Consider the following 25,790-nt stretch of genomic DNA (forward strand, 5'->3'; position numbering starts at 1 on the left):
CTGGTAGGTACTGGTATGTAAGTTTTTCAAATGTTTTTACTTTTGAATTCCATTTTTGATAAAAAATTATATGAAAACAAAACATATAGCCGCTCCTCAGAATCTATCCGGTTCCAAATTATTTGGTTTAATGCCAAATAATGAAGAAATTTATTCTTTTGAGTTGGCCAACAAAAACGGAATGAAAGTTCAGATTATCAATTATGGAGCGACGGTTACCTCGTTACAAGTTCCGCTTTCGAACGGGAAATTGACCGACGTCGTTTTGGGATTTGATACGCTGGAATCTTATTTAGAATCTTATGCTTTGCCAACCCCGCCCTATTTCGGAACCACTGTTGGTCGATATGCAGGAAGAATCAACAAGGCTTCTTTTACGCTAAACGATAAAACTTTTGAACTTCCGGACAACAATAATGGTACTACTTTACATGGTGGCAATTTTGGTTTTGGAAGAAAAGTCTGGGAGGTCACCAATACAACTTCGGGTAAAGATTCTGCGATAACGTTTAGTCTTTTAAGCGAAGATTCAGACGAGAATTTCCCGGGAGAGCTTCAGGTTTATCTGACTTATACCCTGACAGAAGAAAACGAATTAAAGTTAGAATACAAAGCAACAACGACCGACGATACAATTATCAATCTGACGAATCACAGTTATTTTAACCTCAACGGTGCCGATTCATCTGTTTTAGATCAGGAATTGTATATCGAATCGGTTCAAATAGTAGAAACAAACGATCACAATATCCCAACGGGACAATTAATTACACTTGAGGATCATGAATTTGACTTCAGAACACCAAAAAGATGCCCATTCCCGATTGATACCTCTTTTGTGGTGCATTCTGAAACGGACGTTATTGCAAAATTAATCAGTTCAAAAAACAATTTGCAAATGAGCGTTTATACCGATCAGCCGATTGTTCATGTTTATATTGGAGGAAATTGTTTTAACCAACTAAAAGGAAAAGAAAACGTAGCTTATCATTCGTCAAGCGGAATTTGTTTTGAAACGCAAAATTTTCCGGATGCGCCAAATCACAAACACTTTCCGAATTCGGTTTTAAGAAAAGGGGAAGAATACCGGCAGAGAACGGTTTATCGATTTGAAAATTTAAATTAAAAATTTCTGAAAAAACGACCGGACATTCCTTTTATACTTACAAAATAATGAGTGACACTTTAATACAAAATACCACCGCTTTTTTTGAGAAGTCTTTTGGCAACTCACCACAGAAAACAGTACTTTCCCCGGGAAGGATCAACATTATTGGGGAACATATTGACTACAACGATGGTTATGTTTTACCGGCTGCAATTGACAAAGTAATTTGTTTCACTTTTGCAAAAAACAACAGCACTACATCTAAAATAATTGCTCTCGATTTAAATGAAGAATTCGAGGTTGATTTAACAAAAGAGATTCAATTAAGTGAAGTTACCTGGACCAATTACATCCGCGGAGTACTAAAACAACTACAGGATAATGGATTTTCTTTTGAAGGTTTCAACTGTGTTTTCAGCAGTACTATTCCCGTGGGTTCAGGATTGTCTTCTTCAGCGGCATTGGAATGTGGAATGATTTTCGGAGTTGCAGCACTTTTTGACCTTACCATCAAAAAAGTTGATATCGCACTAATGGGTCAGAAAGCCGAACATTGGGTAGGGATCAATTGCGGAATCATGGATCAGTTTTCAAGTGTTCATGGAATTGAAAATAAAGTAATCAAATTAGACTGTAACACTTTAGAATTTGAATATCATGACGCCAATTTCAAAGATTATTCTCTGATGCTGATGGACAGCAATGTAAAACATTCTCTCTTTACTTCTGAATATAATACCAGAAGAATGGAGTGCGAAGAAGGGTTCTCTTTTATTAAAAGTCATTTTCCCGACATAAAAAGTTTTAAAGATTGTAGTGAGCAACAACTTTTGAGCCTTCAGGATAAAATGAATCCCATTATATTTAAAAGAGTTCATTTTGTTGTAAAAGAAATAAATCGGGTACAAAAAGCTTGCGAGGCATTAGACAATGGAAATATCGAACTTTTAGGAGCGTTACTTTTCGAAACTCATAACGGTTTATCTCAAGAGTATGAAGTTAGTTGTACTGAGTTAGACATGCTTGTAGCTACAGCAAAAGCAGATGATACGATAATTGGTTCCCGATTAATGGGTGGCGGCTTTGGTGGTTGCACTCTAAATTTAATTAAAAAAGGTAGCGAAAATGAGGTCAAAAACAAGTTTTCGAATCTTTATTTAAATACATTTGGGATTGAATTAAAATTTTATGATGTAAAAATTTCAAACGGAACAATTCTCATTTAATCCCACTACAATCACAATGAAAAACTTTGACATTACCGAAGATCCGCACAGACGTTTCAATCCACTAATTAACGAATGGGTTTTGGTCTCACCCCATCGTGCAAAACGTCCCTGGCAAGGCCAAAACGAAACTATTTCTACTGAAGTCTTGCCCAAACATGACCCAACTTGTTACCTCTGTCCTGGTAATGCCCGGGCCAACGGAATGCACAATCCGAAATACGACAACAGTTTTGTTTTTGAAAATGATTTCGCCGCAATGAAGCAGGATGAAATTATGTTTGAGGAAGACATTAAACACACTTTTTTTAAGGCACAGCCGGAACGTGGTATTTCACGAGTAGTTTGCTTTTCTCCAAGACATGATCTTACCCTACCGGAAATGGATATTGACGAAATTGAAAATATCATTACCACCTGGAAAAAAGAATATACGGAGTTAGGAAACATAAAGTACATCAACTACGTTCAAATTTTCGAAAACAAAGGAGCTATAATGGGCTGTAGTAATCCACATCCACATGGTCAGATTTGGGCGCAATCCTCCTTACCGACTCAGGTTGAAAAAACACAAAACAATCAAAAAGCTTACTTTGATAAAAACGGAACAACACTACTGGCCGATTATCTTAAAGCAGAATTAAGATCCGGAGAACGTATTGTAATCGAGAATGATCACTTTGTGGCACTGGTTCCTTTTTGGGCCATCTGGCCTTATGAAACTATGATTATCAGTAAACGCTCTTTTGGAAAAATCACTGATTTAACCACAGACGAAACGGGTTCTTTTGCTAAAATATTAAAGCAACTAACCGCTAAGTACGATAATTTATTCAACACTTCTTTTCCTTATTCTTCGGGAATTCACCAATCTCCAACAGATGGATTAGAACATTCGGAATGGCATTTTCATATGCATTTTTATCCGCCTTTATTACGATCTGCTTCAGTCAAGAAATTTATGGTCGGCTATGAAATGTTAGGAGAATCACAAAGAGATAGTACTCCAGAAAAAAGTGCAGAAGTCTTAAGACAATTATCAGATGTACATTATAAAACTGCTAAAGTAAAAGCAAATTAAATATCAAGTTCCAATTGCCCCTACATAAATCAAAAAAACAAACACATTAAATGAGCAAGATTTAATTTTTATTCCACCTTTAAATCTTGCTCGTCTTTTAACCAAAAAAAACATTAAAAACACCTTTTTACCCCAAACCAAAAAAACCACAAGCATACCCTTTACTAACCATTTTAAATACCAAAACCAATGAACCAAAACCTTGCTATCGCTGATTATGCGGTTTTTATTATCTACTTTATCGTAGTGGCTTCCTACGGTTATACGATTTACCGCAAACGCAAAAAAGACGAACAAGATGCAAAGGCTTACTTTCTGGCAGAGGGTAATTTAACCTGGTGGGCAATTGGTGCCTCCCTAATTGCTTCCAATATTTCTGCAGAGCAATTTATCGGAATGAGCGGTGAAGGTTTCTTTTTGGGAATCGCCGTTGCGGCTTACGAATGGATTGCTGCTATTGCCTTAATTATTGTAGCTGTTTGGTTTATTCCTGTATATCTTAAAAATAAGATTTACACCATGCCTCAATTCTTAAAAACACGTTATAATGAATCGACTGCCTTAATCATGGCTGTCTTTTGGTTGTTTCTGTATGTTTTTGTGAACTTAACCTCTATTTTATATCTCGGCGCCGTTGCCATCAACGGTCTTGCCGGTGGAGAATATTTACACGTAATTATGATTGGCCTGGCCTTGTTTGCTTTGGTTATTTCATTAGGAGGAATGAAAGTGGTCGCGTATACCGATGTTATTCAGGTCGCTGTTTTAATTATTGGTGGTTTGGTGACCTCTTATATTGCTTTGACAACGGTTGGACATTATTTTGGCTTTGGAGAAAATGCAATTGAAGGTTTTAAAGTCCTAATGAGAGAAGCTCCGGAGCATTTCAAAATGATCATCCCTAAACCACATGACACCTCCGTAACGGCCGTAACCTCTCAACATGATATCGATAAATACTTAACCTTTCCGGGTTTAATGTCGTACATAGCCGGAATCTGGATTATCAATTTAAATTACTGGGGTTGCAACCAATACATCACGCAAAGGGCTTTGGGTGCTGATTTACAAACTGCCCGTACTGGAATTTTATTTGCCGGTATCTTAAAATTATTAATGCCACTAATTGTAATGTTACCCGGAATTGCTGCTTATGTTTTATATCAAAACGGACACTTACCTCAACTAGTAGGTGGAAAAGACGGTGCTTATTCTGCCGTATTAACTTTCCTTCCAACAGGGCTCCGAGGACTTTCTGTTGCTGCGCTGACTGCTGCTATTGTAGCTTCACTGGCCGGAAAAGTAAACAGTATCTCTACGATCTATACTTTAGACATTCATAAAAAATACATCCAAAAAGAGGCTGGTGAGAAACAGCAGGTAAATATTGGCCGAATTGCCGTTTTTGCCGCAATGCTTCTGGCGGTTCTGTTTACATGGAATGATCTTTTGGGAATTGGAGGTGTAGGCGGCTTTACTTATATTCAAAAATATACCGGATTTATTAGCCCCGGCGTATTTGCAATGTTCATTCTTGGTATGTTCTGGAAAAGAACTACTGGTACAGCAGCTGTGATAGGCGTAATTTTAGGATTTTTATTGTCAGTACTATTCAATGAATATGCTCCAATGTTATTCGGAAATGAAACCTTGTTATACACCGCTTACAAGAACGGAAAGGGAGCTTATGAAATTCCGTTTCATATTTGTATGGGATTGTCTTTCTTCTTTACAACATTGGCCATGATTCTAATCAGTTTTGCTGGACCAAAAGTAAATCCTAAGGCTTTTGAATTGGACTCGGAAATGTTTAAAGTTAAACCGCAAACAACGGTATTAATCATAATAACGCTATTGACCATTATTGCTTTATATGTGAAATTCTGGTAGTTATATTATTTCCTTTTCGAAAAAAAAATTAAACCTGACAGGCTTTAAAAACCTGTCGGGTTTGTTTTTAAAAAACGTTTCAAGAAAATCACAATTTTATAACATTATGTTATTTATTTAGGACAAAACCTCTTTTTTTGGCTTTATTGACTATGCCTCAATGTGTTAAAATTAATTAAACCCGACAAGTTTTAAGAAGCTGTCGGGTTTTTAATTATGTAGGCCACAGCCTTATTTTACACTATTTCTCACAAAATATTCAGTGCCAAATTCTTTGTTTTTTTTCGAAGCAAAAAACAAAACCCTTGTAATTCAAATATTTCACTTACATTATTCCATGTTTAGATAAAGTAATTTCTTACTATATTTGATATTCGCATCGTTTCCTTTTAAGTTTCACAATATTGATTTTAGAAGTGAGCGATACATATCTCTAAGAAATTAGAATTAACGGAATGTATAACGAAATAAATATTTTTACTATGCTGAAAAATTTAAAACTTTTATTCTTCTCTTTTTTTATCTGCTTTATTCCAACTTTAGCAAAAGCACAGTTGGGCAACTCTTGTGGAATTCCGACTTGGTATTCCGCTACGCAATACTCCAGTAATTCTTATGTCCGATACAATAATGTTGTGTATAAAAACAACTCTTGGTCTCAAGGACCCGGAACAACTCCCGGGTCAAGCACTACTTGGTCTGCAATAGGAAGCTGTGACGAACAATTAATCATTAATAATCCATCTCTGGCTTATACCGCATGCAGCACTATTTCTGACTGGAACAGTGCTACACCGAACTACAACGTAAACAACATGGTACGATACAGCAATGGTATCTATAAAGCTAAATATTGGGTCGCAGGGACAGAAGTTCCGGATCAGTCTTCTGCCTATACCTTTATTGGCGTGTGTATCATACCCATAGCGATTTCTCCAACTTACGCAGATGGACAAATTATTATAAAAAGTACCTTATCTGCGATCAACCTTACAGCTGCCCTTACTTTGTATGGCTTTTCAGCAACACAAAATAAGGTCGAAATAAAAAAGACAACAGAATCTACCTATACGTCTTACAATATGGGTGTATCCGGAAACACGATATCCTACAACTGGACCCCAACCGCTTATGGAGATTACAACATTCGATACACCTCCATAAATTCAATCGGAGTGAGCACCGTAGTAAACACAATTGTTAAAATTGCCATTACTGCTCCTGCTGTTGTAACTATTACCAGTCCAGCGAACACTACTTCGTATTCACAACTAAATTTTTCTCCTATAAGTATTAACTTTACTATTCAGCCTTCGTCCGGAAGCTCTATTAGCAGCATTCAGTTTAAGGATCTCACCGCCGGAACTAATTCTAATGTGACTACTAATCCACAAAACACTTATACCTTTAATTGGACACCTCAGAATTATGGCAATAATTCACTACAAATAGCGGCTACAGACAACAATGGTACCATTGCAACAACCAATTTACAGCTTAACATTGTAAATCCTGCCACACAAAATGTTTCCTTTGCCTCACTTCCCAATCAAATAAAAGCAATTAATGGAACACCTAAAACATTCGTGTTTGATAAGAATATCACTTCATTAAAAAGAAGAGATATTACGATCTTTGATTACACTATTACCGGAAATACTTTAAAAATTACGCCTAAAAAAGCAGGCAGATCCGGCCTTCAAATCACAACTTCAGATGGGACTATCTATCATCTTGGTTTAAGAATAGATAATACAAATGGAACCCCGCTAAGATATCCTGACTATGTTTCTGTAGGATCTGTATCTGAAGACACTACCGATGATGTCGCTTTTTACAACAACGGGATGGATAACAGTAATCTACTAAAAAACAATAGAATGGATGTAAGATACATCTATATCAATGGTGGACCGATATCGGGATGGAATACCTGGCAGCCGGACAGAGCAATAAAATTTGCAAGGAATTCTTTAAAAATGGGACTTATTCCTTTCTTTATTTTCTATAACATTCCCGACGGAAGCGAGTCTTACTCGTTAGATTTAGCACACGTAAAAGATGCTTCTTATATGACCGCTTATTTCAATAATCTCAACCTTTTTCTGAATCAGGTTAAAGCGGAACTGGGAGACGAATTTTTTGGAGTAGTATTAGAGCCTGATTTTCTGGGGTACATGCAGCAGAATAACGAACCTGTCACTACTTCAACAGCTGTCAATGCAACAAGCATATCTCAAAATGCAGGTACTTTAAAAACCTTGGTAGAAAGAATAAATTACGAACTCAACAAAAAAAGAACAGACGAAAACCTGAACATGGAATTTGGATGGCAGCTCAATCTTTGGGCAAAATCCGGGGTGGCAGGTCCAAAAGGAATTATCAGAGAAACCGATACCGGCACCTTTACTCCCCAATTGAACAAAATTAAACAAACCGCTGTAGATATTTTTCAATACACCAATGGTATGGGAATTATGTCTAATAACGCAGACTTTATTTCTATTGATAAATATGGTCTTGATGCCATGGGTGCCGGAAACACAGGTGATCCCTCTGACCCCTTCTCTTATACCTGGTTCTGGAATAATGACCACTGGATGAATTACCTGAATTTTGTTCAAAAACTTTACGAAGCCTCCGGCAAACATGTTGTCCTCTGGCAAATCCCCGTAGGACATATCAATGGTTCAGAAACTCTAAATGAACGAACAGCAGGTCCTTTCCAAATTTTAAATAATACCAGCCAGCACTATGAAGATTCTGCTACTACTTTTTTCTTTGGGGATACCGTAAATTTCTCAAATGACACGAATCGCTATAACTATTTCAGCCAGAATAAACATGCTGATCCCAAACTTCAGGTTAATTCTGCAACCAAAAAAGTAACTTTCGGAAATCATTTCGCAGAGGTAAAAAATAGCGGAACTAAACTGGTCTTAATGGGAGCAGGTGTAGGAGCTAGTACGGATGGAATCGGAAATCCGGGAACCACCCTTACAGATGATCATTTCTGGATTCAGAAATTACAGGATTATTACATCAATCAGACTTCCGGCAATCGCACGCTAAATACTGCGGATATAAATGATGATGTAAAATTTAATTCTCCTCTGATTATTTACCCGAACCCTGTTAAAGAAGAACTAAACATTGATACAAATGAAAAAGTAGAAGTGGTCTATGTTTTTGATATGAATGGTAAAAATGTGATTACGGTGAAACATAAAAATAAAATCAACCTTTCCGCACTTCAAACCGGGTGGTACATAGTAGCTGTAAAACTTGAAAACGGTAAAAAGATTTCCAACAAAATATTAAAAAACTAAAAAACAATCCGTTGCAAACAATGGCTTGTTGAAGAAGATAAAAGAGATGTTTTTTGCATCTCTTTTTTTATTTACATTACCTTATTATTTTAGTAAAATATTATTTACATTTGGCGCTTTAACAATACCCTTTTTATGAAAAAACTAATACTTGCCTTATTCCTTATCTCAGGAATGGCCTTTTCTCAAGACATGAACGTGTTACAGGGAAATTTTGATTTTTTAAAAGATCAGAAAGAAATTAACGTTGAATTTGATTATAGTAATTTCACTATGATGAAAGAAAAAAAATCTGAAGCGCAGTATGTTGCAGAAAGAGAGGCAGATCTAAATGAAAAAACAAAAGGAACAGGTACTATCTGGAAAAAGAAATGGGTTTCTGCGAAAGAATTAATCTGGAATCCAAAATTTTTAGAGATCGCCAATGTTGTTTTAGTAAAAGATAAAAAAGACGTTAATTTTCAAGAAGGATTAAATACACCTTATACCTTAATTGTACAAACTATTTGGGTTTATCCGGGTTGGGATGCCGGTATCATGAAACAACATGCAAAAGTGACTACCAATTTAAGATTTGTTGAAACCGCAAATAAATCAAAAGTTTTACTTGAAATCACCAGTGACGAAGCTCCGGGAGACCAATGGGGAAACAACTATAGTAACGAATCCAGAATTGGAGAAGGTTATGCCAAAACTGCAAAATCATTGTCTAAAATGTTATTGAAAAAAGCATACAGATAAGATTTCGAATCTGTACTATCTTCAGAAAAAAACACAAAAGGGAAACTATAATGGTATCCCTTTTTTTATGACTCCTTTTTACCTTTTTGAAAAATAAGGATCAAGTTCAACAGTTGTGAGGAAGTAAAAATCTCGCAGAGTCGCAAAATCGCAAAGTTTTAATGAAAAAGCAGAAAAAGAACTTAGCGACTCTGCGCCTTTGCGAGATCATCAAAGCAAAAAGTTGGGAAATATAGACTGAAAAAGAAGGGTGCTGAAAAAGTATAAGCTCTCCAAACAAAAAAAGAGGATGCCAATGGCCTCCTCTTCTTATATTACAGTATCATAAAAATTATTTACTTTCTTTTTCCCGATCCAAAAGATACGCCATGTTCTTGATCACATTGTCGTGTTTCTTTACAAAAGGATTTTCTTCATTCCAGACATAACCTGCCAGAACAGAACAAATTTTTTCTTTCACATCCGGATTCTCGGGCTGATGAAAAAATAAAGTCTGTAGGTTTCCGGTGTACCATTCTTTCACGTAAGTGGTAAAAACACCAATCCCGCGTTTCATATATTCTGTAAACTCCACTTCCCAATTAACCTCAATTCCTTTCGATTCTTTGAGATACAATTTGGCCGCCAACATTCCCGATTCTGTCGCAAAAGCAACTCCTGAAGAGAAAACCGGATCTAAAAATTCCGAACTGTTTCCCGTCAACGCAAAACCATCACCGTACATTTTTTTTACGGCTCTGGAGTAATTCTCTAACTTCACAGGCTCGAACAAAAATTCAGTGCCTTTAAATCTTTGTATGTAATAGTCCGAAAGCTGAATGGCGTTTCGTAAAGCCTCCGCATTGTCTTTGTTCTCTGACAAAGCATTAATAAAATCGGTTGGACCTACAACTCCTAAACTCGTATTTCCGTTAGAAAAAGGAATCACCCATAACCAAACTTCGGTTTCTAAAATATCAAACGAAATTAAAGTTCCTTCCTCGCCCTCCGGTCTGTTTATATCTTTTACATGTGAAAATATCGAAGAATGAGGATCTAACTTTGACGGTGTATCAAGATCTAAAAGCCTTGGCAAAACACGTCCGTATCCACTGGAATCGATAATGAATTTAGCATGGATTTCTTTTAAATTTCCATCCTTATCTTTTACAATTGTTTTAGAATTTTTCCCTTCAAAAGAAACCTCCAAAACTTCCGATTCAAATTCCAGATCAATTCCTTTTCTAATTACTTCCTGCGCCATGGTGTTGTCAAAATCAGCTCTTGGCACTTGCCAGGTCCAATCCCAGCCTTCACCAAATTTTTTACTGAAATCAAAAACACAAATTTCTTCACCTCTTATAAAACGAGCCCCTAGTTTCTTTTCAAAATTCATTTTGTCAAGGCTTTCAAAAAGCTCTGCCTCTGCAAAATGATCCATAACACGCGGAATAAGACTCTCCCCGACAACAAGTCTTGGGAATCTTGTTTTTTCCACCACTTTTATCTTAACGCCATTATTATGAAGATACGATGCCGAAACGCATCCTGAAGGTCCTGCGCCTATGATTAAAACATCTACAAACTCCTTTGTCATATTAGAAATGTTATGATTTATTAACTTACATTTGCCATCATCAAAATAACCACATTTATTTTGATAAATAAAATTAAATTAGCACAATCAAAACCGGTTTAATGAATACAATTAATGAATATTTAAGTTTAGCAGAATTTGAGTCTATTATCTTTGGAAATAATAAAGTTGTTGTTAGCGATGTTGTTTTAAATAGAATAAATGAAAGCTTTAATTTCCTAAAAGAATTTTCAGGAAACAAAGTAATATACGGTGTAAATACAGGCTTTGGACCAATGGCCCAATACCGAATCAAAGAATCCGATCAGATTCAATTGCAATATAATTTAATCCGAAGCCACTCTTCAGGAACCGGAAAACCTTTGAGTCCTGTGTGTGCAAAAGCAGCTATTTTAGCCCGATTAAATACACTCTCATTAGGAAATTCCGGAGTTCATTCTTCTGTAATTCACTTAATGGCAGAACTTATTAACCGAGATATTACCCCATTAATTTTCGAACACGGTGGTGTTGGTGCCAGTGGAGATTTAGTACAATTGTCTCATCTGGCTTTAGTTTTAATTGGAGAAGGAGAAGTTTTTTATAAAGGAGACCGCAGACCAACTCAGGAAGTTTTCGAAATTGAAGGTCTAAAACCAATCCAGGTAGAAATCAGAGAAGGACTTGCTTTGATCAACGGAACTTCGGTAATGACCGGAATTGGAGTTGTAAATGTACACCACGCTTCTAAATTGTTAGATTGGTCTTTAAAATGTTCTTGTGCGATAAACGAATTAGTTCAGGCCTACGACGACCATTTTTCTGAAGAATTAAATCAGACCAAACGTCATAAAGGACAACAGGAAGTAGCCAAAAGAATGAGAGAAAATCTTTCGGACAGTACTTTGATCCGCAAAAGAGAAGATCATTTATATTCCGGAGAAAATACCGAAGAAATTTTTAAAGAAAAAGTACAGGAATATTACTCTTTAAGATGTGTTCCTCAAATTCTTGGTCCGGTTTTAGAGACTATAAATAATGTCGCTTCGATTTTGGAAGACGAATTCAATTCGGCAAACGACAATCCGATTATCGATGTAAAAAACAAACACGTATACCACGGTGGTAATTTTCACGGCGATTATATTTCGCTTGAAATGGATAAATTAAAAATCGTAATTACCAAATTAACCATGTTGGCAGAGCGTCAGTTGAATTATTTGTTAAATTCAAAAATCAACGAAATTCTTCCTCCATTCGTAAATTTAGGAACATTAGGATTTAATTTCGGAATGCAGGGTGTGCAGTTTACCGCTACCTCAACAACTGCCGAAAGTCAGATGTTATCCAACCCAATGTATGTTCACAGTATCCCGAACAACAACGACAATCAGGACATTGTGAGTATGGGAACAAATGCTGCTGTAATTACCTCAAAAGTAATCGAAAATGCTTTTGAAGTATTGAGTATCGAAATGATTACAATCGTACAGGCGATCGATTACCTGGGGCAAAAAGATAAAATTTCATCTGTTACTAAAAAATGGTACGATGATGTTCGAAATATTATTCCGGAATTTAAAGAGGATCAGGTAATGTATCCTTTTGTTCAAAAAGTAAAAGATTACCTTATCGAGAGTTAAACCGCATACCATATTATTAATCTTGAATCTTAAACCTATGAAAAAGTCACTCTTTTTTTTATCGTTATTATTTATTCAGTTTGTTAATAGTCAGGAATTGGCTTTAGTCAAGAAAAGTTCAAAAATTGGATATCTTTCCAAGGACGGAACACTGCGCATCGAACCCCAGTACAAAGCTGCAAAGAGTTTCTCTGAAGGCCTGGCCGCAGTAGAAAAAGACGGAAAATGGGGATTTATAGATACTAAAGGAACCTGGGTAATTCCTGCCGATTATAAAGGGGTTAAAGATTTTAACAGCGGAATTGCAATCGTACAAAAAGAGAAGGATTGGGTTTACATCAATACAAAAGGAGAGATTCAACAAGCACCCGCTACAGAGAAATTATTTGATTTTAATGACGGAGTTGCTTTTATCAGACAAAATGATAAAGTAGGATTGATCAATTCAAAAATGGTGGTTGTTTTAGAACCAAAATACGATCAGATCAAACCTTTTGAAAATGGTTATGCAAGAGTTGAGAGCAATAAAAAATGGGGCATTATTAATACTGCCGGCAAGGAATTAATAGAACCTGCCTACGACGAAATAGGCAATTATTTTAAAAACACAACCTGGGCAAGAAAAGATAAAACTTTCGGAATCGTAAGTGGCGGAAATTTTACTCCGGTTGAGGGTGCCGAAAAAATCTGGGACTTTGACACACAAGATTTAACTTATGCTAAAAAGAACGGAAAAATCGGATTCATTGACTTAAAAGGAAATTGGGCCATTTTGCCTATTTACGATAAAGCAAAAGCATTCTCAAAAAATTTAGCTCCTGTTGCGGTAGGATCAAAATGGGGATACATTAATCCAAAAGCAGAATTCATTATTCCGCCAACCTATGCTGATGCAGAAGTTTTCAGTTCAAATGGACTCGCTCCGGTAAAAGAAAAAAACTGGGGATTCATCAATGAAAGCGGAAAATTAGTCATTCCAACCCAATATGCTATTACCTCAAACGGAATCATTATTTCCCTTTTTGTTAAACAGGACAAAGGATTTATTGATGGTTTTGCAAGAGTAAAAAATGAAGGAAAATGGGGCTTTCTAAAACCGGACGGAACTGTCTTAGGCAACCAATGGTTTGAAAACGCTGAACTATTTTCAAATACAACAGAAAAAAAAGAGGTAACTGAAATCGCAGCTGAAAAACCAAAACCAGCAACAAAACCAGCCGCAAAGCCGGTAAATAAAAAAAAGCGATAACATCGACCTATAAAAAATAAAAATTACTTAAATGAAATGTGTATTAGTAACAGGCGGATCAAGAGGAATTGGAAGCGCTATTTGTAAAAAATTAGCCGTTGAAGCCAATTATCATATTTTGATTAATTATCATTCTAATAAAACGGCTGCCGAAGAAACACTTCAGGAAATACAAAAATTAGGAGCTACGGGCGAAATTCTAGGCTTTGATGTTTCTGATTTTGAACAAGTACAAGACATTTTAACAAAATGGCAGGAAGCCAATCCTGAAGCAATTGTTGAAGCAATAGTAAACAACGCCGGAATAACAAAAGACGGTCTTTTTATGTGGATGACTCCACAAGACTGGAACGGAGTTGTGAACACCAGTGTAAACGGATTTTTTAATGTTACTCAGTTTTTCATTCAGAAAATGTTGCGTAACAAATACGGCCGAATCGTAAATATAGTTTCGGTTTCGGGAGTAAAAGGAACTGCCGGACAAACCAATTATTCGGCTGCAAAAGGAGCAATTGTTGCGGCAACCAAAGCTTTGGCTCAGGAAGTTGCCAAAAGAAACATTACTGTAAATGCAGTAGCACCGGGTTTTATCAGAACCGATATGACCAGTCAGTTAGACGAAAAAGAATTACTGAAGCTAATTCCGGTAAATCGTTTTGGCGAAGCCGAAGAAGTAGCAGATTTGGTAAGCTTTTTGATTTCAAAAAAAGCGAGCTACATTACAGGAGAAATTATCAATATAAACGGAGGAATTTATTCTTAAAAAATTACTTTGAAAGACGATGAATAAGAGAGTTGTAATTACTGGAATGGGAATTTATTCTTGTATCGGAACTTCTTTAGATGAAGTAAAAGAGTCCCTATACAATGGAAAATCAGGCATTCAGTTTGACCCTGAAAGAAAAGAATTTGGTTTTCAATCGGCCTTAACAGGAATGGTTCCTAAAGCCGATCTGAAAAACTTACTGTCGCGCAGACAACGTATGAGCATCGGTGAAGAAACCGAATATGCCTATATGGCCACTATTGAAGCCTTAAAAAATGCCCAAATAGACGATGCTTTTTTTGACACTCGTGAAGTGGGAATCATGTACGGAAACGACAGTGTTTCTAAAGCCATTATTGATGCCACCGATATTATCAGAGAGAAAAAAGACACCGCTTTAATTGGCTCCGGAGCCATTTTTAAATCGATGAATTCTACGGTAACAATGAATTTATCTACTATTTTTAAATTGAGAGGAATCAATCTTACCATAAGTGCCGCCTGTGCCAGTGGGTCTCACTCTATTGGACTAGCCTATTTTTTAATAAAAAGTGGTTTTCAGGATATTATTATCACCGGAGGAGCGCAAGAAATCAACAAATACGCCATGAGCAGTTTTGATGGTTTAGGTGTTTTTTCTTCCCGTGAAAATGATCCGACAAAAGCGTCAAGACCTTTTGATTCCGGTCGCGATGGCTTAATTCCGAGTGGTGGAGGTGCCACTTTAATTTTAGAAAGTTATGAATCTGCCATCGCCCGTGGAGCAACTATTATTGCAGAAGTTGCCGGTTATGGATTTTCTTCAAACGGAGGACACATTTCTACCCCAAATGTCGAAGGCCCATCAACAGCGATGCAACGTGCTCTTGACGATGCAAAATTAAAATCGTCAGATATTGACTACATAAATGCACATGCCACTTCAACTCCGGTTGGAGATGAAAATGAAGCCAAAGCAATCTTTGAAGTTTTCGGAGAAGAAAATCCCTACATTAGCTCAACCAAGTCCATGACGGGTCATGAATGCTGGATGGCAGGAGCAAGCGAGGTAATTTACTCTATTCTAATGATGCAGCACGATTTTATTGCTCCAAACATCAATTTAGAAAATCCTGACGAAGATGCTTCAAAATTAAATTTAGTTAAAACTACGTTAAACAAAAAATTTGATATATTTTTGTCCAATTCCTTCGGGTTTGGAGGAACCAACTCTGCGTTGGTAGTTAAAAAGTTTAAATGAAGTGATGAATAAAGAAGAAATAATAGAAAAAATTAATAGTTTTTTGGTTGATGAATTTGAGGTTGATAGTGATGACATTGAACCAGACGCTAATTTAAAAGATACACTTGGTCTGGATAGTTTAGATTATGTAGATTTAGTGGTTTCTATTGAATCTAATTTTGGTGTAAAACTAGTAGAAGCTGATTTCGTCGGAATCGCTACTTTTCAAAATTTCTACGATCTTATCGAAGCCAAATTAAAAGCGAAAGCCCTTTAATGAGTCAATGGGACGGCAAATCAAAAGGCACCGTTTTAGGCTATAAAATATTCGTTTTTTTAATACAAAAAGCGGGGATTAAATCGGCCTATCTCTTACTTTATTTTGTTGCCTCCTACTATTTTCTGTTTCTAAAGAAAAGCAATCGGGCCATCTCTTATTATTTTAAAGAACGGCTCGACTATTCCTATTTCAAATCTAAAAAAATGGTCTTCAAAAGTTACTATACTTTTGGACAAACCATTATTGATAAGGTGGCTATTTCTGCAGGAATGCGGAATAAATTCACCTATGAGTTTGATGGAATAGAAATTCTGAAGCAACTTTTAGCCGAGAAAAAAGGGGGTGTACTGATTAGTGCTCATGTTGGAAATTTTGAAATCGCCGAACACTTTCTGGGCGATATCGATCTTAATTTCCAGATTAATTTGGTCACTACAGATTTGGAACATTCCCATATTAAAAAATATCTGGAAACGGTTACTCAAAAACCAACCGTAAAATTTATTATCATCAAAGACGATTTGTCTCATATTTTTGAGATCAATGCGGCTTTGGCAAATAACGAATTGGTTTGTTTTACCGGTGATCGCTATTTTGAAGGCACCAAATCACTTTACGAAAAAATACTTGGACAAGAGGCCAACTTCCCTGCCGGTCCTTTTTTAATTGCTTCCCGTTTACGAGTTCCGGTGGTTTTTGTTTATGTAATGAAGGAACCCAATCTGCATTATCATTTATACGCCAGAGAAGCTACTGTAAAACATCGTGACGAAAAAGCACTACTCAAAGAATACGTACAAAGTGTCGAAACAATTATACAGCAATACCCTTTGCAATGGTTTAATTATTTTGATTTTTGGAAGCGCTCTGAAAAATAAACAATAAAAGACAGCATCATTCCACTTATAATTGGCATTCTTTCCTACTTTTAAGAAATCTTAAAACAAAACATGAAAGAATACGACGCGATTATCATTGGTTCCGGAGTTGGAGGTTTAGCAACTGGTATTTGTTTGGCAAGAGCCGGACAAAAAGTTTTGATTCTCGAACAACATTATGTTCCGGGTGGCTGGAGTCACAGTTTCACGCTAAACGGACAACGTTTTAGCCCCGGTGTACATTATGTCGGACTTCTTGAGGAAGGAGCCTCTACCAATGAACTGTATCGTGGTCTGGGAATTGCCAATGATCTGGTTTTTTTTCGAATGAATAAAAAAGCCTACGAACATTGTTTAATCGGCGATAAAACTTTTAATCTCCCGGCAGGAATTGACAATCTTAAAGAAACCCTTTCCTCCCATTTCCCTTCTGAAGAAAAAAACATAAATGAATATCTTTCCTTAGTCGAAAAAGTAAGTACGGAACTTCAATTAATTCCGAAATTACAAGGCTGGTGGCAAAAAATAACGGTGCCCTTTCGCACCAAACATTTTGGAAAATTCGCATTATTCCCTTTAAAAAAAGTAGTCGGATGGCATGTCAAAGATCCGATGTTAAAAGCAGTTCTTAATATTCAATGTGGAGATCACGGGCTTCCGCCAAACCGGGCTTGTTTTCCGGTACATTGTTCCGTAATGAGTCATTATTTTGATGGCGGTTACTATCCGATGGGCGGTGGTGGCGGTATCGTAAAAGCAATGACAAACGGAATAAAAAGACATGGCGGTGAAATCCGCGTACAGCAAAACGTCCATAAAATTATAATCGAAGATAAAAAAGCCGTTGGCATCGAACTGGAAAATGGTGAAAAGCTATGGGCAAAAAATATTATTTCGAATGCTGATCCTTCTATTACCTATTTAAATTTAATTGACAAGGAGCACCTCAGCAACTCGCTTCTCAAGAAACTTGATAAAACAAAATACTCCGTCACCTCATTGATTCTATTTCTGACCTTAGATATTGATGTTACTCAATTTAAAATTGATTCGGGAAATATCTGGATGATGAAAGATGAAAATGACGATGCCAATTTTGAAGATTTAATGAACAATGACATTGCAGAAGGAGATTCATTCCCTGCCGTTTTTATAAGCTGTACCACACTCAAAGATCCGGCAAGTTTTAACGGAAGGTATCATAATTTCGAAATTGTTACCTATGTCAATTATGAGCATTTAGAGGATTTTAACGGTTTAGAAGACTATCACAATGAAGCTTACAAAATCTTCAAAGAAAAAGTCACCAATAAACTGATGAATAATGTCGAAAAAATAATCCCGAATGCAAAACAACATATTATTCAGGCCGAATTAGGAACGCCAAAAACCAACGAATTCTACATTAATTCGACAAAAGGAAATGTTTACGGAACGGAAAAAACACTGAATCAGGTGGGGCCCTTTAGCTATAAAAATAAAACCGAGATCGCTAATTTGTTTCTTTGCGGAGCCTGTACGTTATCACACGGTGTTAGTGGTGCCACGTATTCCGGAATCGCAGCCGCGGCATTAATCTTAGAATGTAAATCGGATGATTTATTACTGAAAGATGTCGATCAGAAAGTACGAATTTATGATGCTGAAGATGCTTCAACATGGCCGGAATGGGTGCATACCAAACGATCCGATAAAATCCGAAAATTCATTCCAAAAAATTAACTACTTTTGCGAGAACCAAAGACAAAACCAAAATGAAAAATGTTCTTGTTATCTACTATTCCCAATCTGGACAATTGGAAGAGATTGCACAAAATATCGCAAAACCATTCTTAAATTCAGCAGAGATAAAGGTAACATTTCATGAAATACAGTTAGAAAAGCCATTCCCCTTTCCTTGGGATAAAAATTCCTTTTTTGATGCTTTCCCCGAAACTTTTCTACAAATTCCAACCGCATTAAAACCGGTACCGGAAGAAATTTTAAACACCAAATTTGACTTAGTATTGTTTCATTATCAAGTCTGGTATTTATCCCCTTCAATTCCGATAAATTCATTTTTGAAAAGTGATGCGGCCAAAAAATTACTAAACAACACCCCCGTAATAACCATCAGTGGTTCCCGAAATATGTGGATCATGGCTCAGGAAAAAATCAAAGTATTGTTACAGGAAGCCAATGCAAAATTGGTCGGAAATGTAGCTTTGGTGGACCGTGTTGGAAATCTAATCAGTGTAATCACTATTGTAGAATGGATGTTCTCCGGAGTAAAGAAAAAATACTTGGGTATATTCCCGTTACCGGGAGTTTCCGATAAAGATATTAAGGAATCAGATAAGTTCGGAACGCTTATGCTTTCTGGGTTTAACCAGAACAATCTAGCCGATTTACAACCTAAATTGGTAGCTATTGGCGCAGTCAAAATAAGTCCGTACCTGGTAACCGTTGACAAAACAGCCAATAAAATTTTCAATAAATGGTCAAACCTGATTTATAAGAATCAAAAAAACAGAAAAATGCTGCTAAAGCTATTTAATGTTTATTTATTCCTTGCTATCTGGTTAATCTCGCCAATAGTATATATATTGCACCTTATTACCTATCCCGTTAAGTTAAATACCATAAAAAAAGAAACTCAATATTATCAGGGAGTTTAGAAGACGAAATTAGATTATGTTTGAAGTATATATTACCAAAGCTGCAAAATATTTGCCAAATGATGCCGTTTCAAATGACGAAATGGAAAGCTTTTTAGGCCTTATCAACGATACCGCTTCAAAAGCAAGACGTATTATTTTGCGCAATAATAAAATTACAAGCCGATATTACGCAGTTGACAAAACAGGAAAAAGTACACACAGCAATGCCGAATTAACTCAAAACGCTATTGTACAACTGTTTGACGAGAACTTTACGGCTCAAGATGTGGAAGTACTTTCTTGCGGAACCTCAACACCGGATCTTTTTCTTCCTTCACATGCGGCAATGGTACATGGTTTACTAAAAAACAAATCGGTAGAATTAAACTCGTCAACGGGTGTTTGCTGTGCCGGAATGAATTCCTTAAAATTCGGTTTTCTTTCGGTAAAATCAGGAAATTCAAAAAATGCTATCTGCACAGGATCAGAAAAAGTATCTACCTGGCTTTTAGCTCAAAAATACAATCACGAAACAACCAATCTGAAAAATCTGGAAGAACAACCTATTATTGCCTTCAAAAAAGATTTTTTACGCTGGATGTTGTCTGACGGAGCTGGTGCTTTTCTATTAGAAAATAAACCTCAAGGCCCAATTTCACTAAAGATAGAATGGATGGAAGCTTTTTCGTACGCATACGAATTAGAGACCTGCATGTATGCCGGAGGGGATAAATTAGAAACTGGTGAAATCAAATCATGGAGTGATTACGCGCCTGAAGAATGGTTAAACGAATCTGTTTTTGCCATCAAACAGGATGTGAAATTACTGGATGAATTCATTCTTTCTAAAGGAGCCGAGAGTATGAAAGACGCCATGGACAAGAACAACATTACCGCTGACCATATTGATTATTTTATTCCTCATGTTTCTTCTAACTTTTTTGTCGAAGGATTAAAAAAAGGACTTACAGAAAGAGGAATCGGAATGGCGGATGAGAAATGGTTTATGAATCTTTCCAGAGTAGGAAATGTGGGCTCAGCCTCTATTTATCTGGCTTTGGAAGAATTAATGAATTCCGGAAGCCTGAAAAAAGGAGACCGCATTCTTTTATCTGTTCCCGAAAGCGGAAGATTCTCCTTTGCATATGCTTATTTAACCGTTTGCTAATGAACACAACTTTACTTTTAGAAAAAGAAGCTGTCGAGAATTTATTACCACAAAAGTTTCCTTTTGTAATGGTAGATAAAATGTATTCGTTTACCGAAAACACATTGGTTTCGGGTTTAAATATTACAGACGACAATATCTTTTTTAATCAAAATACTTTTCTGGAAGCAGGTTTAATTGAGCACATGGCGCAATCTGTAGCCTTGCATACCGGATATGATTTTTTCTTGAAAAACCAAAAAGCTCCAACGGGTTATATTGGTTCCATCAAAGAAATTCAAATTAAAAAGTTACCTAAAATCAATGATACGATTCAATCGACTGTAACCATTATACAGGAATTTGCAGGAATCACTTTGGTCGAAATCGTAACAACTCTGAACAACGAAGAAATCGCCAACGGACAGATGAAAACGGTCCTGGCAAAATAATACTGGTATGAGAACTGCAGTAGACATTCAAAATTATTTACCACACCGGGCACCTATGCTTATGGTCGATTTAATTCTGGATGTAAATGCCAGTTTTGTAGAAACCGTATTTTTGATCAAAGAAGACAATATCTTTGTGGCGAACAATACTTTTATTGAAGCCGGTTTAATCGAAAATACAGCACAAACCTGTTCGTCTATTGTAGGGAAAAAATATTTTTTTGCCGATGACGGTTCAGAAAACGAAAACGTAAATGTAATTGGTTTTATCAGCGCCATAAAAAACCTGAAAATCCATTCGTTACCACACGTTGGACAGAGCATTGTTACCAGAGCAAATCTGGTTTCCAAGTTTGAAGGCGACGATTACACTTTATGCACAATGAGCTGCGAAAGCTTAGTTGAAGACAAAATACTTTTAGAATGCGAAATTAATTTGTTCATTCAAAAAACAATTTCGACTGTATTATAATCATTTCAATCGAAAACCAAACGGTCATGGAAAAAGAAAAAGTACCACAAGACAAAGGTAATTTAACCCAAAATAACCTGAAAGAATTACTGTATGCCACCGATGAAAACGGTAATTACACTACGACTTTAAGCACAGGTTGGGAGCCCAAAACAATTGCCCTTTCTAATTCTATTGATGATATTAACGAAAGAATTGCCGAAGCAAAACAACAGGTGGAAGCCGGAAAAGCCAGTCCGATTTGTTATTATATGGAATTGAACAAAATGGACCTCACGATCCTTGCCAGTTATGTCGGAATGTGGAAATGGCGTGTAAAAAGACATTTTAAACCAGCCGTTTTTGCAAAATTAAGCGATACCCTTTTACAGAAATATGCCGACGCTTTTGACATTTCAATAGCCGAACTAAAAAATAGCAAAACAGACTAATGCAAACTAATTTTACACATCATCAATCTGCTCATTGTGAGAATGGAGTAGCTTCGAATTTGTTAAAAAATAACGGACTGAACATCAGCGAACCGATGGTTTTTGGTATTGGCTCCGGACTTTTCTTTGTATATCTTCCTTTTATAAAAGTAAATCATGCGCCAGCCATAAGTTACAGAACTTTACCTGGGCAAATTTTTAATAAACTGGCAAGCCGTCTAAATTTAAAAATAAAAAGACAAAAATTCTCCTCCGTTGCCAACGCAAATGCGGCTTTAGAGGCGAACTTAAAAAATAATATTCCAACCGGATTACAAGTTGGTGTTTATCATTTGAGTTACTTTCCTGACGAATATCGTTTTCATTTTAACGCTCATAATTTAGTCGTTTACGGAAAAACCGAAACCGATTATCTAATTAGCGATCCTGTAATGGAAACCGTTACGACGCTAACACATGACGAATTAGACAAAGTACGTTTTGCCAAAGGCGCTTTTGCTCCAAGAGGTCAAATGTACTATCCGATTCAGATTCCAAAAGAGGTAGATCTTAAAAGTGCTATCCTTAAGGGAATCAAGAATACGTGCCGTGATATGTTGGCACCAATGCCAATTGTCGGGGTACGCGGTATTAAATTTGTGTCCAGACAAATTAGAAAATGGCCTGTAAAACACGGTACTAAAAAAGCTAATCATTATCTGGCGCAAATGGTACGAATGCAGGAAGAGATTGGTACCGGAGGCGGTGGTTTCCGTTTTATTTATGCCGCATTTTTACAAGAAGCTTCGGTTATTTTAAACAATGAAGAGTTGAAAGTACTTTCTAAAGAAATGACTCAGATTGGAGATTCCTGGCGTGATTTTGCCGTAGAAGCTTCCCGAATTTATAAAAACAGAAGCGCCAAAGAAGACGCCTACAATACCATTGCCGATGAACTTTTGGACATTGCCAACAGAGAAGAAGTATTTTTCAAAAAACTAAAAAAAGCAATCAGCTAAACTATTTTGCATCCCATAATTAAAATAGAATCCCTCTCGAAAAAGTACAAAGATGCAGAATTGTATTCTTTGAATGATTTTTCGTTGAACATAAACGAAGGTCAGATTTTTGGATTATTAGGTCCAAATGGTGCCGGAAAAACAACTTTGATTTCCATGCTTTGCGGATTGGTAAAACCAACATCAGGTCATTTTACCATTCAGGAGCTGAACTATGCAAATCATGCCTCAAAAATTAAAAAAATTATTGGTGTAGTTCCTCAGGAATACGCTTTATACCCCACCTTAACTGCCAGAGAAAATCTGCATTATTTTGGAAGTATGTATGGTTTGAAAGGGTCACATCTCAAAGACAAAGTGGTTGAAACTTTAGATCTTTTGGGGCTTCTAAAATTTGCAGACAAACGCATCGAAACCTTTTCGGGCGGAATGAAACGAAGAGTCAATCTGATTGCGGGAATTCTGCACAATCCAAAAGTTTTGTTTTTGGATGAACCAACCGTTGGTGTTGACGTTCAATCTAAAAATGCCATAATCGATTATTTGAAATTCCTGAATCAAAACGGAACAACGATTATTTATACCTCCCATCATCTCGCCGAAGCAGAAGATTTCTGTACCCAGATTGCTATTGTAGATCAAGGTAAAATTTACGCGCAAGGCACCCCATCAAGCCTGATCGCTTCAACTGCTGAAGCCAGAAATCTCGAAGAAGTTTTTATTTCATTAACCGGTAAAAACTTAAGAGATGCTATATAAAATTTGGATGTCGGTTGTAAAAGAATTTTTACTTCTTAAACGAGATTTAGGTGGTTTGATTATTTTGTTTATCATGCCATTGGTCCTTGTCATCACGGTAACCTTAATACAAGACAGCACGTTTAAAGCGGTTAGCGATACTAAAATTCAGATCTTACTCGTAGACAAAGATAAAGGAGCTGTGTCTAAAACCGTTTTTGACAATTTAGAAAAGAGCAATCTGTTTACCGTTGTAACTCAAATCGACAACAAACCTATTACCGAAGACATTGCCAGAGAAAATGTATACAAAGGAAAATACCAATTGGCCATTGTAATTCCGGCAAAATTAAGCACCGATCTACAGGCCAAAATTGATCAGAACGTACAAAATATTGTAAGCAGTATTGGTTTAACAGACAGTGTGGCTGCTCCGCAAACTGCAACAGTCATCAAAGAGAAAGAAGTCAAATTGTATTTTGATCCGGCGGTTCAGATGAGTTTCAAGAATGCGGTGATGAGTTCGATTGACAAGATGATTTCACAAATCGAAACTCAATCTATTTACACTACTTTTCAAAGTCAACTGGGAGAAGGGAGTGCTAAATTTGAGCAAAAGAGTTTCATTACTTTCAAGGAAATAATTCCGAAAATCAACAACAAAGAAGTTCGTCCAAATTCAGTACAACATAACGTTCCTGCCTGGACTCTTTTTGCAATATTTTTTATTGTAATTCCGTTGTCTATTAATATTGTAAAAGAAAAATCACAGGGAACCTTTGTGCGATTGTTAACCAATCCGGTTTCTAATTTGGTTGTTATCATAGGCAAAACGATCACTTACTCTGCTATTTGCATGATTCAGTTTTATATGATGGTGGCTGTTGCTATTTTCTTATTTCCGCATATCGGTCTGCCTCCGTTAAATGTTGAAGGCCATTTACTATTAATGAGTGTTGTTGCCCTATTCTCCGGTTTTGCAGCCATCGGATTCGGAATTTTGTTAGGCACTGTTGCCAGCACTCAGGAACAGTCGGCTCCTTTTGGCGCAACAAGTGTTATCATTTTAGCTGCCATTGGCGGGGTTTGGGTTCCTGTTTTTGCAATGCCCAAAATCATGCAGTTTATTGCCAAATCGTCTCCTATGAATTGGGGACTGGAAGCCTTTTACGATGTTTTATTACGCAACGTAACTCTATTAGAAATCATTCCAAAAATAAGTTTATTGTTTTTGTTTTTTATCATCACAACCTCGATTGCATTATTCTATGACAAAAAGAAAAGAACAGTTTAAGGAGGCTTCTGCCCTAACCGTTTCACATGAAATCAGAATTCGTTTTAACGAAACTGATCCGCTTGGAATCGTTTGGCACGGCAATTATATTACCTATTTTGAAGACGGAAGAGAAGCATTTGGTCGTCAACATGGGCTTACGTATTTGGATATTGGTAACACGGGTTATACGACTCCAATTGTAAAATCAAAATGCGAACATAAATTATCGCTTCGTTATGGCGATGTGGTAACAATAGAAACAACGGTAGTAGACACTCCTGCCGCCAAAATGATTTATCGTTTTAAAATAATTGATGCCAAAGGCGAAATTGCCTGCACCGGAGAAACCGTTCAGGTATTTTTAGATAAAGAAGGAAATTTAATGTTGACCAACCCTCCGTTTTATGAGGAATGGAAGAGGAAAGTAGGTTTGTTGCTTTAATAGATTCGGTTCGGCGAAGTTAAAATATACCTAAAAGCAACTGTAAAAAGGCATAAAACGTAACGCTATAAATCCGCTTAATCTGCGTGCTAAAAAATTTAACACATAGAAATATAGGATTTAAAATGCGCTAAGAAGAATACATAACATATCACAATTTGACACATAGCGTTATGTCAATTTAAAAAAAGGAAACGCCTTTTTATGAAGAAAAGGAAAGCGAGATT

General features: G+C 36.5%; 23 protein-coding genes. 22 read left to right on the forward strand and 1 reads right to left on the reverse strand.

Annotation, left to right across the window (positions count from 1 at the left end):
* Window positions 1–70: 70 nt before the first annotated feature.
* The 6 genes from ACHRV5_RS20190 (at window position 71) to ACHRV5_RS20215 (ending at window position 9,375) form a co-directional block, all read left to right on the forward strand.
* Window positions 71–1,126: an aldose epimerase family protein gene (locus ACHRV5_RS20190; RefSeq protein WP_395427951.1), complete on the forward strand. Its 1,056-nt coding sequence runs from the start codon at window positions 71–73 to the stop codon at window positions 1,124–1,126.
* 47 nt (window positions 1,127–1,173) lie between these two features.
* Window positions 1,174–2,334, forward strand: coding sequence for a galactokinase (galK, locus tag ACHRV5_RS20195; RefSeq protein ID WP_395427952.1), 1,161 nt, complete (start codon window positions 1,174–1,176; stop codon window positions 2,332–2,334).
* A gap of 16 nt (window positions 2,335–2,350) precedes the next feature.
* A complete protein-coding gene (locus ACHRV5_RS20200) occupies window positions 2,351–3,415 on the forward strand; it encodes a UDP-glucose--hexose-1-phosphate uridylyltransferase (RefSeq protein ID WP_395427953.1) in 1,065 nt (354 codons plus the stop codon).
* Window positions 3,416–3,604: 189 nt separating this feature from the next.
* Window positions 3,605–5,305: a sodium/sugar symporter gene (locus ACHRV5_RS20205; RefSeq protein WP_230004175.1), complete on the forward strand. Its 1,701-nt coding sequence runs from the start codon at window positions 3,605–3,607 to the stop codon at window positions 5,303–5,305.
* Window positions 5,306–5,787: 482 nt separating this feature from the next.
* On the forward strand, window positions 5,788–8,634 hold the full coding sequence (locus ACHRV5_RS20210; RefSeq protein ID WP_395427954.1) for a T9SS type A sorting domain-containing protein: 2,847 nt from the start codon (window positions 5,788–5,790) through the stop codon (window positions 8,632–8,634).
* A gap of 135 nt (window positions 8,635–8,769) precedes the next feature.
* Window positions 8,770–9,375 (forward strand): hypothetical protein, encoded by a 606-nt coding sequence (locus ACHRV5_RS20215; protein WP_047774748.1) that lies wholly within the window; start codon window positions 8,770–8,772, stop codon window positions 9,373–9,375.
* A gap of 331 nt (window positions 9,376–9,706) precedes the next feature.
* On the opposite strand, the gene ACHRV5_RS20220 is transcribed toward ACHRV5_RS20215, so the two are convergent.
* On the reverse strand, window positions 9,707–10,951 hold the full coding sequence (locus ACHRV5_RS20220; protein WP_047774747.1) for an NAD(P)/FAD-dependent oxidoreductase: 1,245 nt from the start codon (window positions 10,949–10,951) through the stop codon (window positions 9,707–9,709).
* Window positions 10,952–11,052: 101 nt separating this feature from the next.
* On the opposite strand from ACHRV5_RS20220, the gene hutH reads away from it, so the two are divergent.
* The 16 genes from hutH to ACHRV5_RS20300 all read left to right on the forward strand — a co-directional run bounded on the left by hutH (window position 11,053) and on the right by ACHRV5_RS20300 (window position 25,563).
* On the forward strand, window positions 11,053–12,573 hold the full coding sequence (gene hutH, locus ACHRV5_RS20225; protein WP_047774745.1) for a histidine ammonia-lyase: 1,521 nt from the start codon (window positions 11,053–11,055) through the stop codon (window positions 12,571–12,573).
* A 37-nt stretch (window positions 12,574–12,610) separates the two neighbouring features.
* Complete coding sequence (locus tag ACHRV5_RS20230) at window positions 12,611–13,822, forward strand: WG repeat-containing protein (protein WP_047774743.1); 1,212 nt, start codon at window positions 12,611–12,613, stop codon at window positions 13,820–13,822.
* A gap of 31 nt (window positions 13,823–13,853) precedes the next feature.
* A complete protein-coding gene (gene fabG, locus ACHRV5_RS20235) occupies window positions 13,854–14,585 on the forward strand; it encodes a 3-oxoacyl-ACP reductase FabG (protein ID WP_047774742.1) in 732 nt (243 codons plus the stop codon).
* A 19-nt stretch (window positions 14,586–14,604) separates the two neighbouring features.
* Window positions 14,605–15,828: a beta-ketoacyl synthase gene (locus tag ACHRV5_RS20240; RefSeq protein WP_047774741.1), complete on the forward strand. Its 1,224-nt coding sequence runs from the start codon at window positions 14,605–14,607 to the stop codon at window positions 15,826–15,828.
* Window positions 15,829–15,832: 4 nt separating this feature from the next.
* Window positions 15,833–16,087 carry an acyl carrier protein gene (locus tag ACHRV5_RS20245; protein WP_047774738.1) on the forward strand — a complete coding sequence of 85 codons (255 nt, stop codon included), beginning with the start codon at window positions 15,833–15,835 and terminating at the stop codon, window positions 16,085–16,087.
* Window positions 16,087–16,968, forward strand: a complete 882-nt coding sequence (locus tag ACHRV5_RS20250) for a lipid A biosynthesis acyltransferase (RefSeq protein ID WP_395427956.1) — start codon at window positions 16,087–16,089, stop codon at window positions 16,966–16,968. Before ACHRV5_RS20245 ends, ACHRV5_RS20250 begins: the two co-directional genes overlap by 1 nt.
* A 72-nt stretch (window positions 16,969–17,040) precedes the next feature.
* Complete coding sequence (locus tag ACHRV5_RS20255) at window positions 17,041–18,690, forward strand: phytoene desaturase family protein (RefSeq protein WP_395427957.1); 1,650 nt, start codon at window positions 17,041–17,043, stop codon at window positions 18,688–18,690.
* Between the two features lie 32 nt (window positions 18,691–18,722).
* Entirely contained in the window at window positions 18,723–19,625 is a 903-nt protein-coding gene (locus ACHRV5_RS20260; RefSeq protein ID WP_230004164.1) for a dialkylrecorsinol condensing enzyme DarA, read from the forward strand.
* A gap of 16 nt (window positions 19,626–19,641) precedes the next feature.
* Window positions 19,642–20,775, forward strand: a complete 1,134-nt coding sequence (locus ACHRV5_RS20265; protein ID WP_395427958.1) for a beta-ketoacyl-ACP synthase III — start codon at window positions 19,642–19,644, stop codon at window positions 20,773–20,775.
* Window positions 20,775–21,206 carry a hypothetical protein gene (locus ACHRV5_RS20270; RefSeq protein ID WP_047774729.1) on the forward strand — a complete coding sequence of 144 codons (432 nt, stop codon included), beginning with the start codon at window positions 20,775–20,777 and terminating at the stop codon, window positions 21,204–21,206. Before ACHRV5_RS20265 ends, ACHRV5_RS20270 begins: the two co-directional genes overlap by 1 nt.
* Before the next feature lie 7 nt (window positions 21,207–21,213).
* The gene (locus tag ACHRV5_RS20275; RefSeq protein WP_395427959.1) at window positions 21,214–21,678 is read left to right on the forward strand and encodes an ABC transporter permease; all 465 of its coding nucleotides are present in this window, start codon (window positions 21,214–21,216) and stop codon (window positions 21,676–21,678) included.
* A gap of 26 nt (window positions 21,679–21,704) precedes the next feature.
* On the forward strand, window positions 21,705–22,109 hold the full coding sequence (locus tag ACHRV5_RS20280; protein ID WP_395427960.1) for a hypothetical protein: 405 nt from the start codon (window positions 21,705–21,707) through the stop codon (window positions 22,107–22,109).
* The gene (locus tag ACHRV5_RS20285) at window positions 22,109–23,107 is read left to right on the forward strand and encodes a BtrH N-terminal domain-containing protein (RefSeq protein WP_395427961.1); all 999 of its coding nucleotides are present in this window, start codon (window positions 22,109–22,111) and stop codon (window positions 23,105–23,107) included. Before ACHRV5_RS20280 ends, ACHRV5_RS20285 begins: the two co-directional genes overlap by 1 nt.
* A gap of 6 nt (window positions 23,108–23,113) precedes the next feature.
* Window positions 23,114–23,866 (forward strand): ABC transporter ATP-binding protein, encoded by a 753-nt coding sequence (locus ACHRV5_RS20290; RefSeq protein WP_117610275.1) that lies wholly within the window; start codon window positions 23,114–23,116, stop codon window positions 23,864–23,866.
* The gene (locus ACHRV5_RS20295) at window positions 23,856–25,139 is read left to right on the forward strand and encodes an ABC transporter permease (RefSeq protein WP_047774723.1); all 1,284 of its coding nucleotides are present in this window, start codon (window positions 23,856–23,858) and stop codon (window positions 25,137–25,139) included. Before ACHRV5_RS20290 ends, ACHRV5_RS20295 begins: the two co-directional genes overlap by 11 nt.
* Window positions 25,114–25,563, forward strand: a complete 450-nt coding sequence (locus ACHRV5_RS20300) for a thioesterase family protein (protein WP_047774722.1) — start codon at window positions 25,114–25,116, stop codon at window positions 25,561–25,563. Before ACHRV5_RS20295 ends, ACHRV5_RS20300 begins: the two co-directional genes overlap by 26 nt.
* The last annotated feature ends 227 nt before the right edge of the window (window positions 25,564–25,790 follow it).

Source organism: Flavobacterium sp. FlaQc-52, assembly GCF_044007495.1.
Classification (GTDB): Bacteria; Bacteroidota; Bacteroidia; order Flavobacteriales; family Flavobacteriaceae; genus Flavobacterium; species Flavobacterium cupriresistens.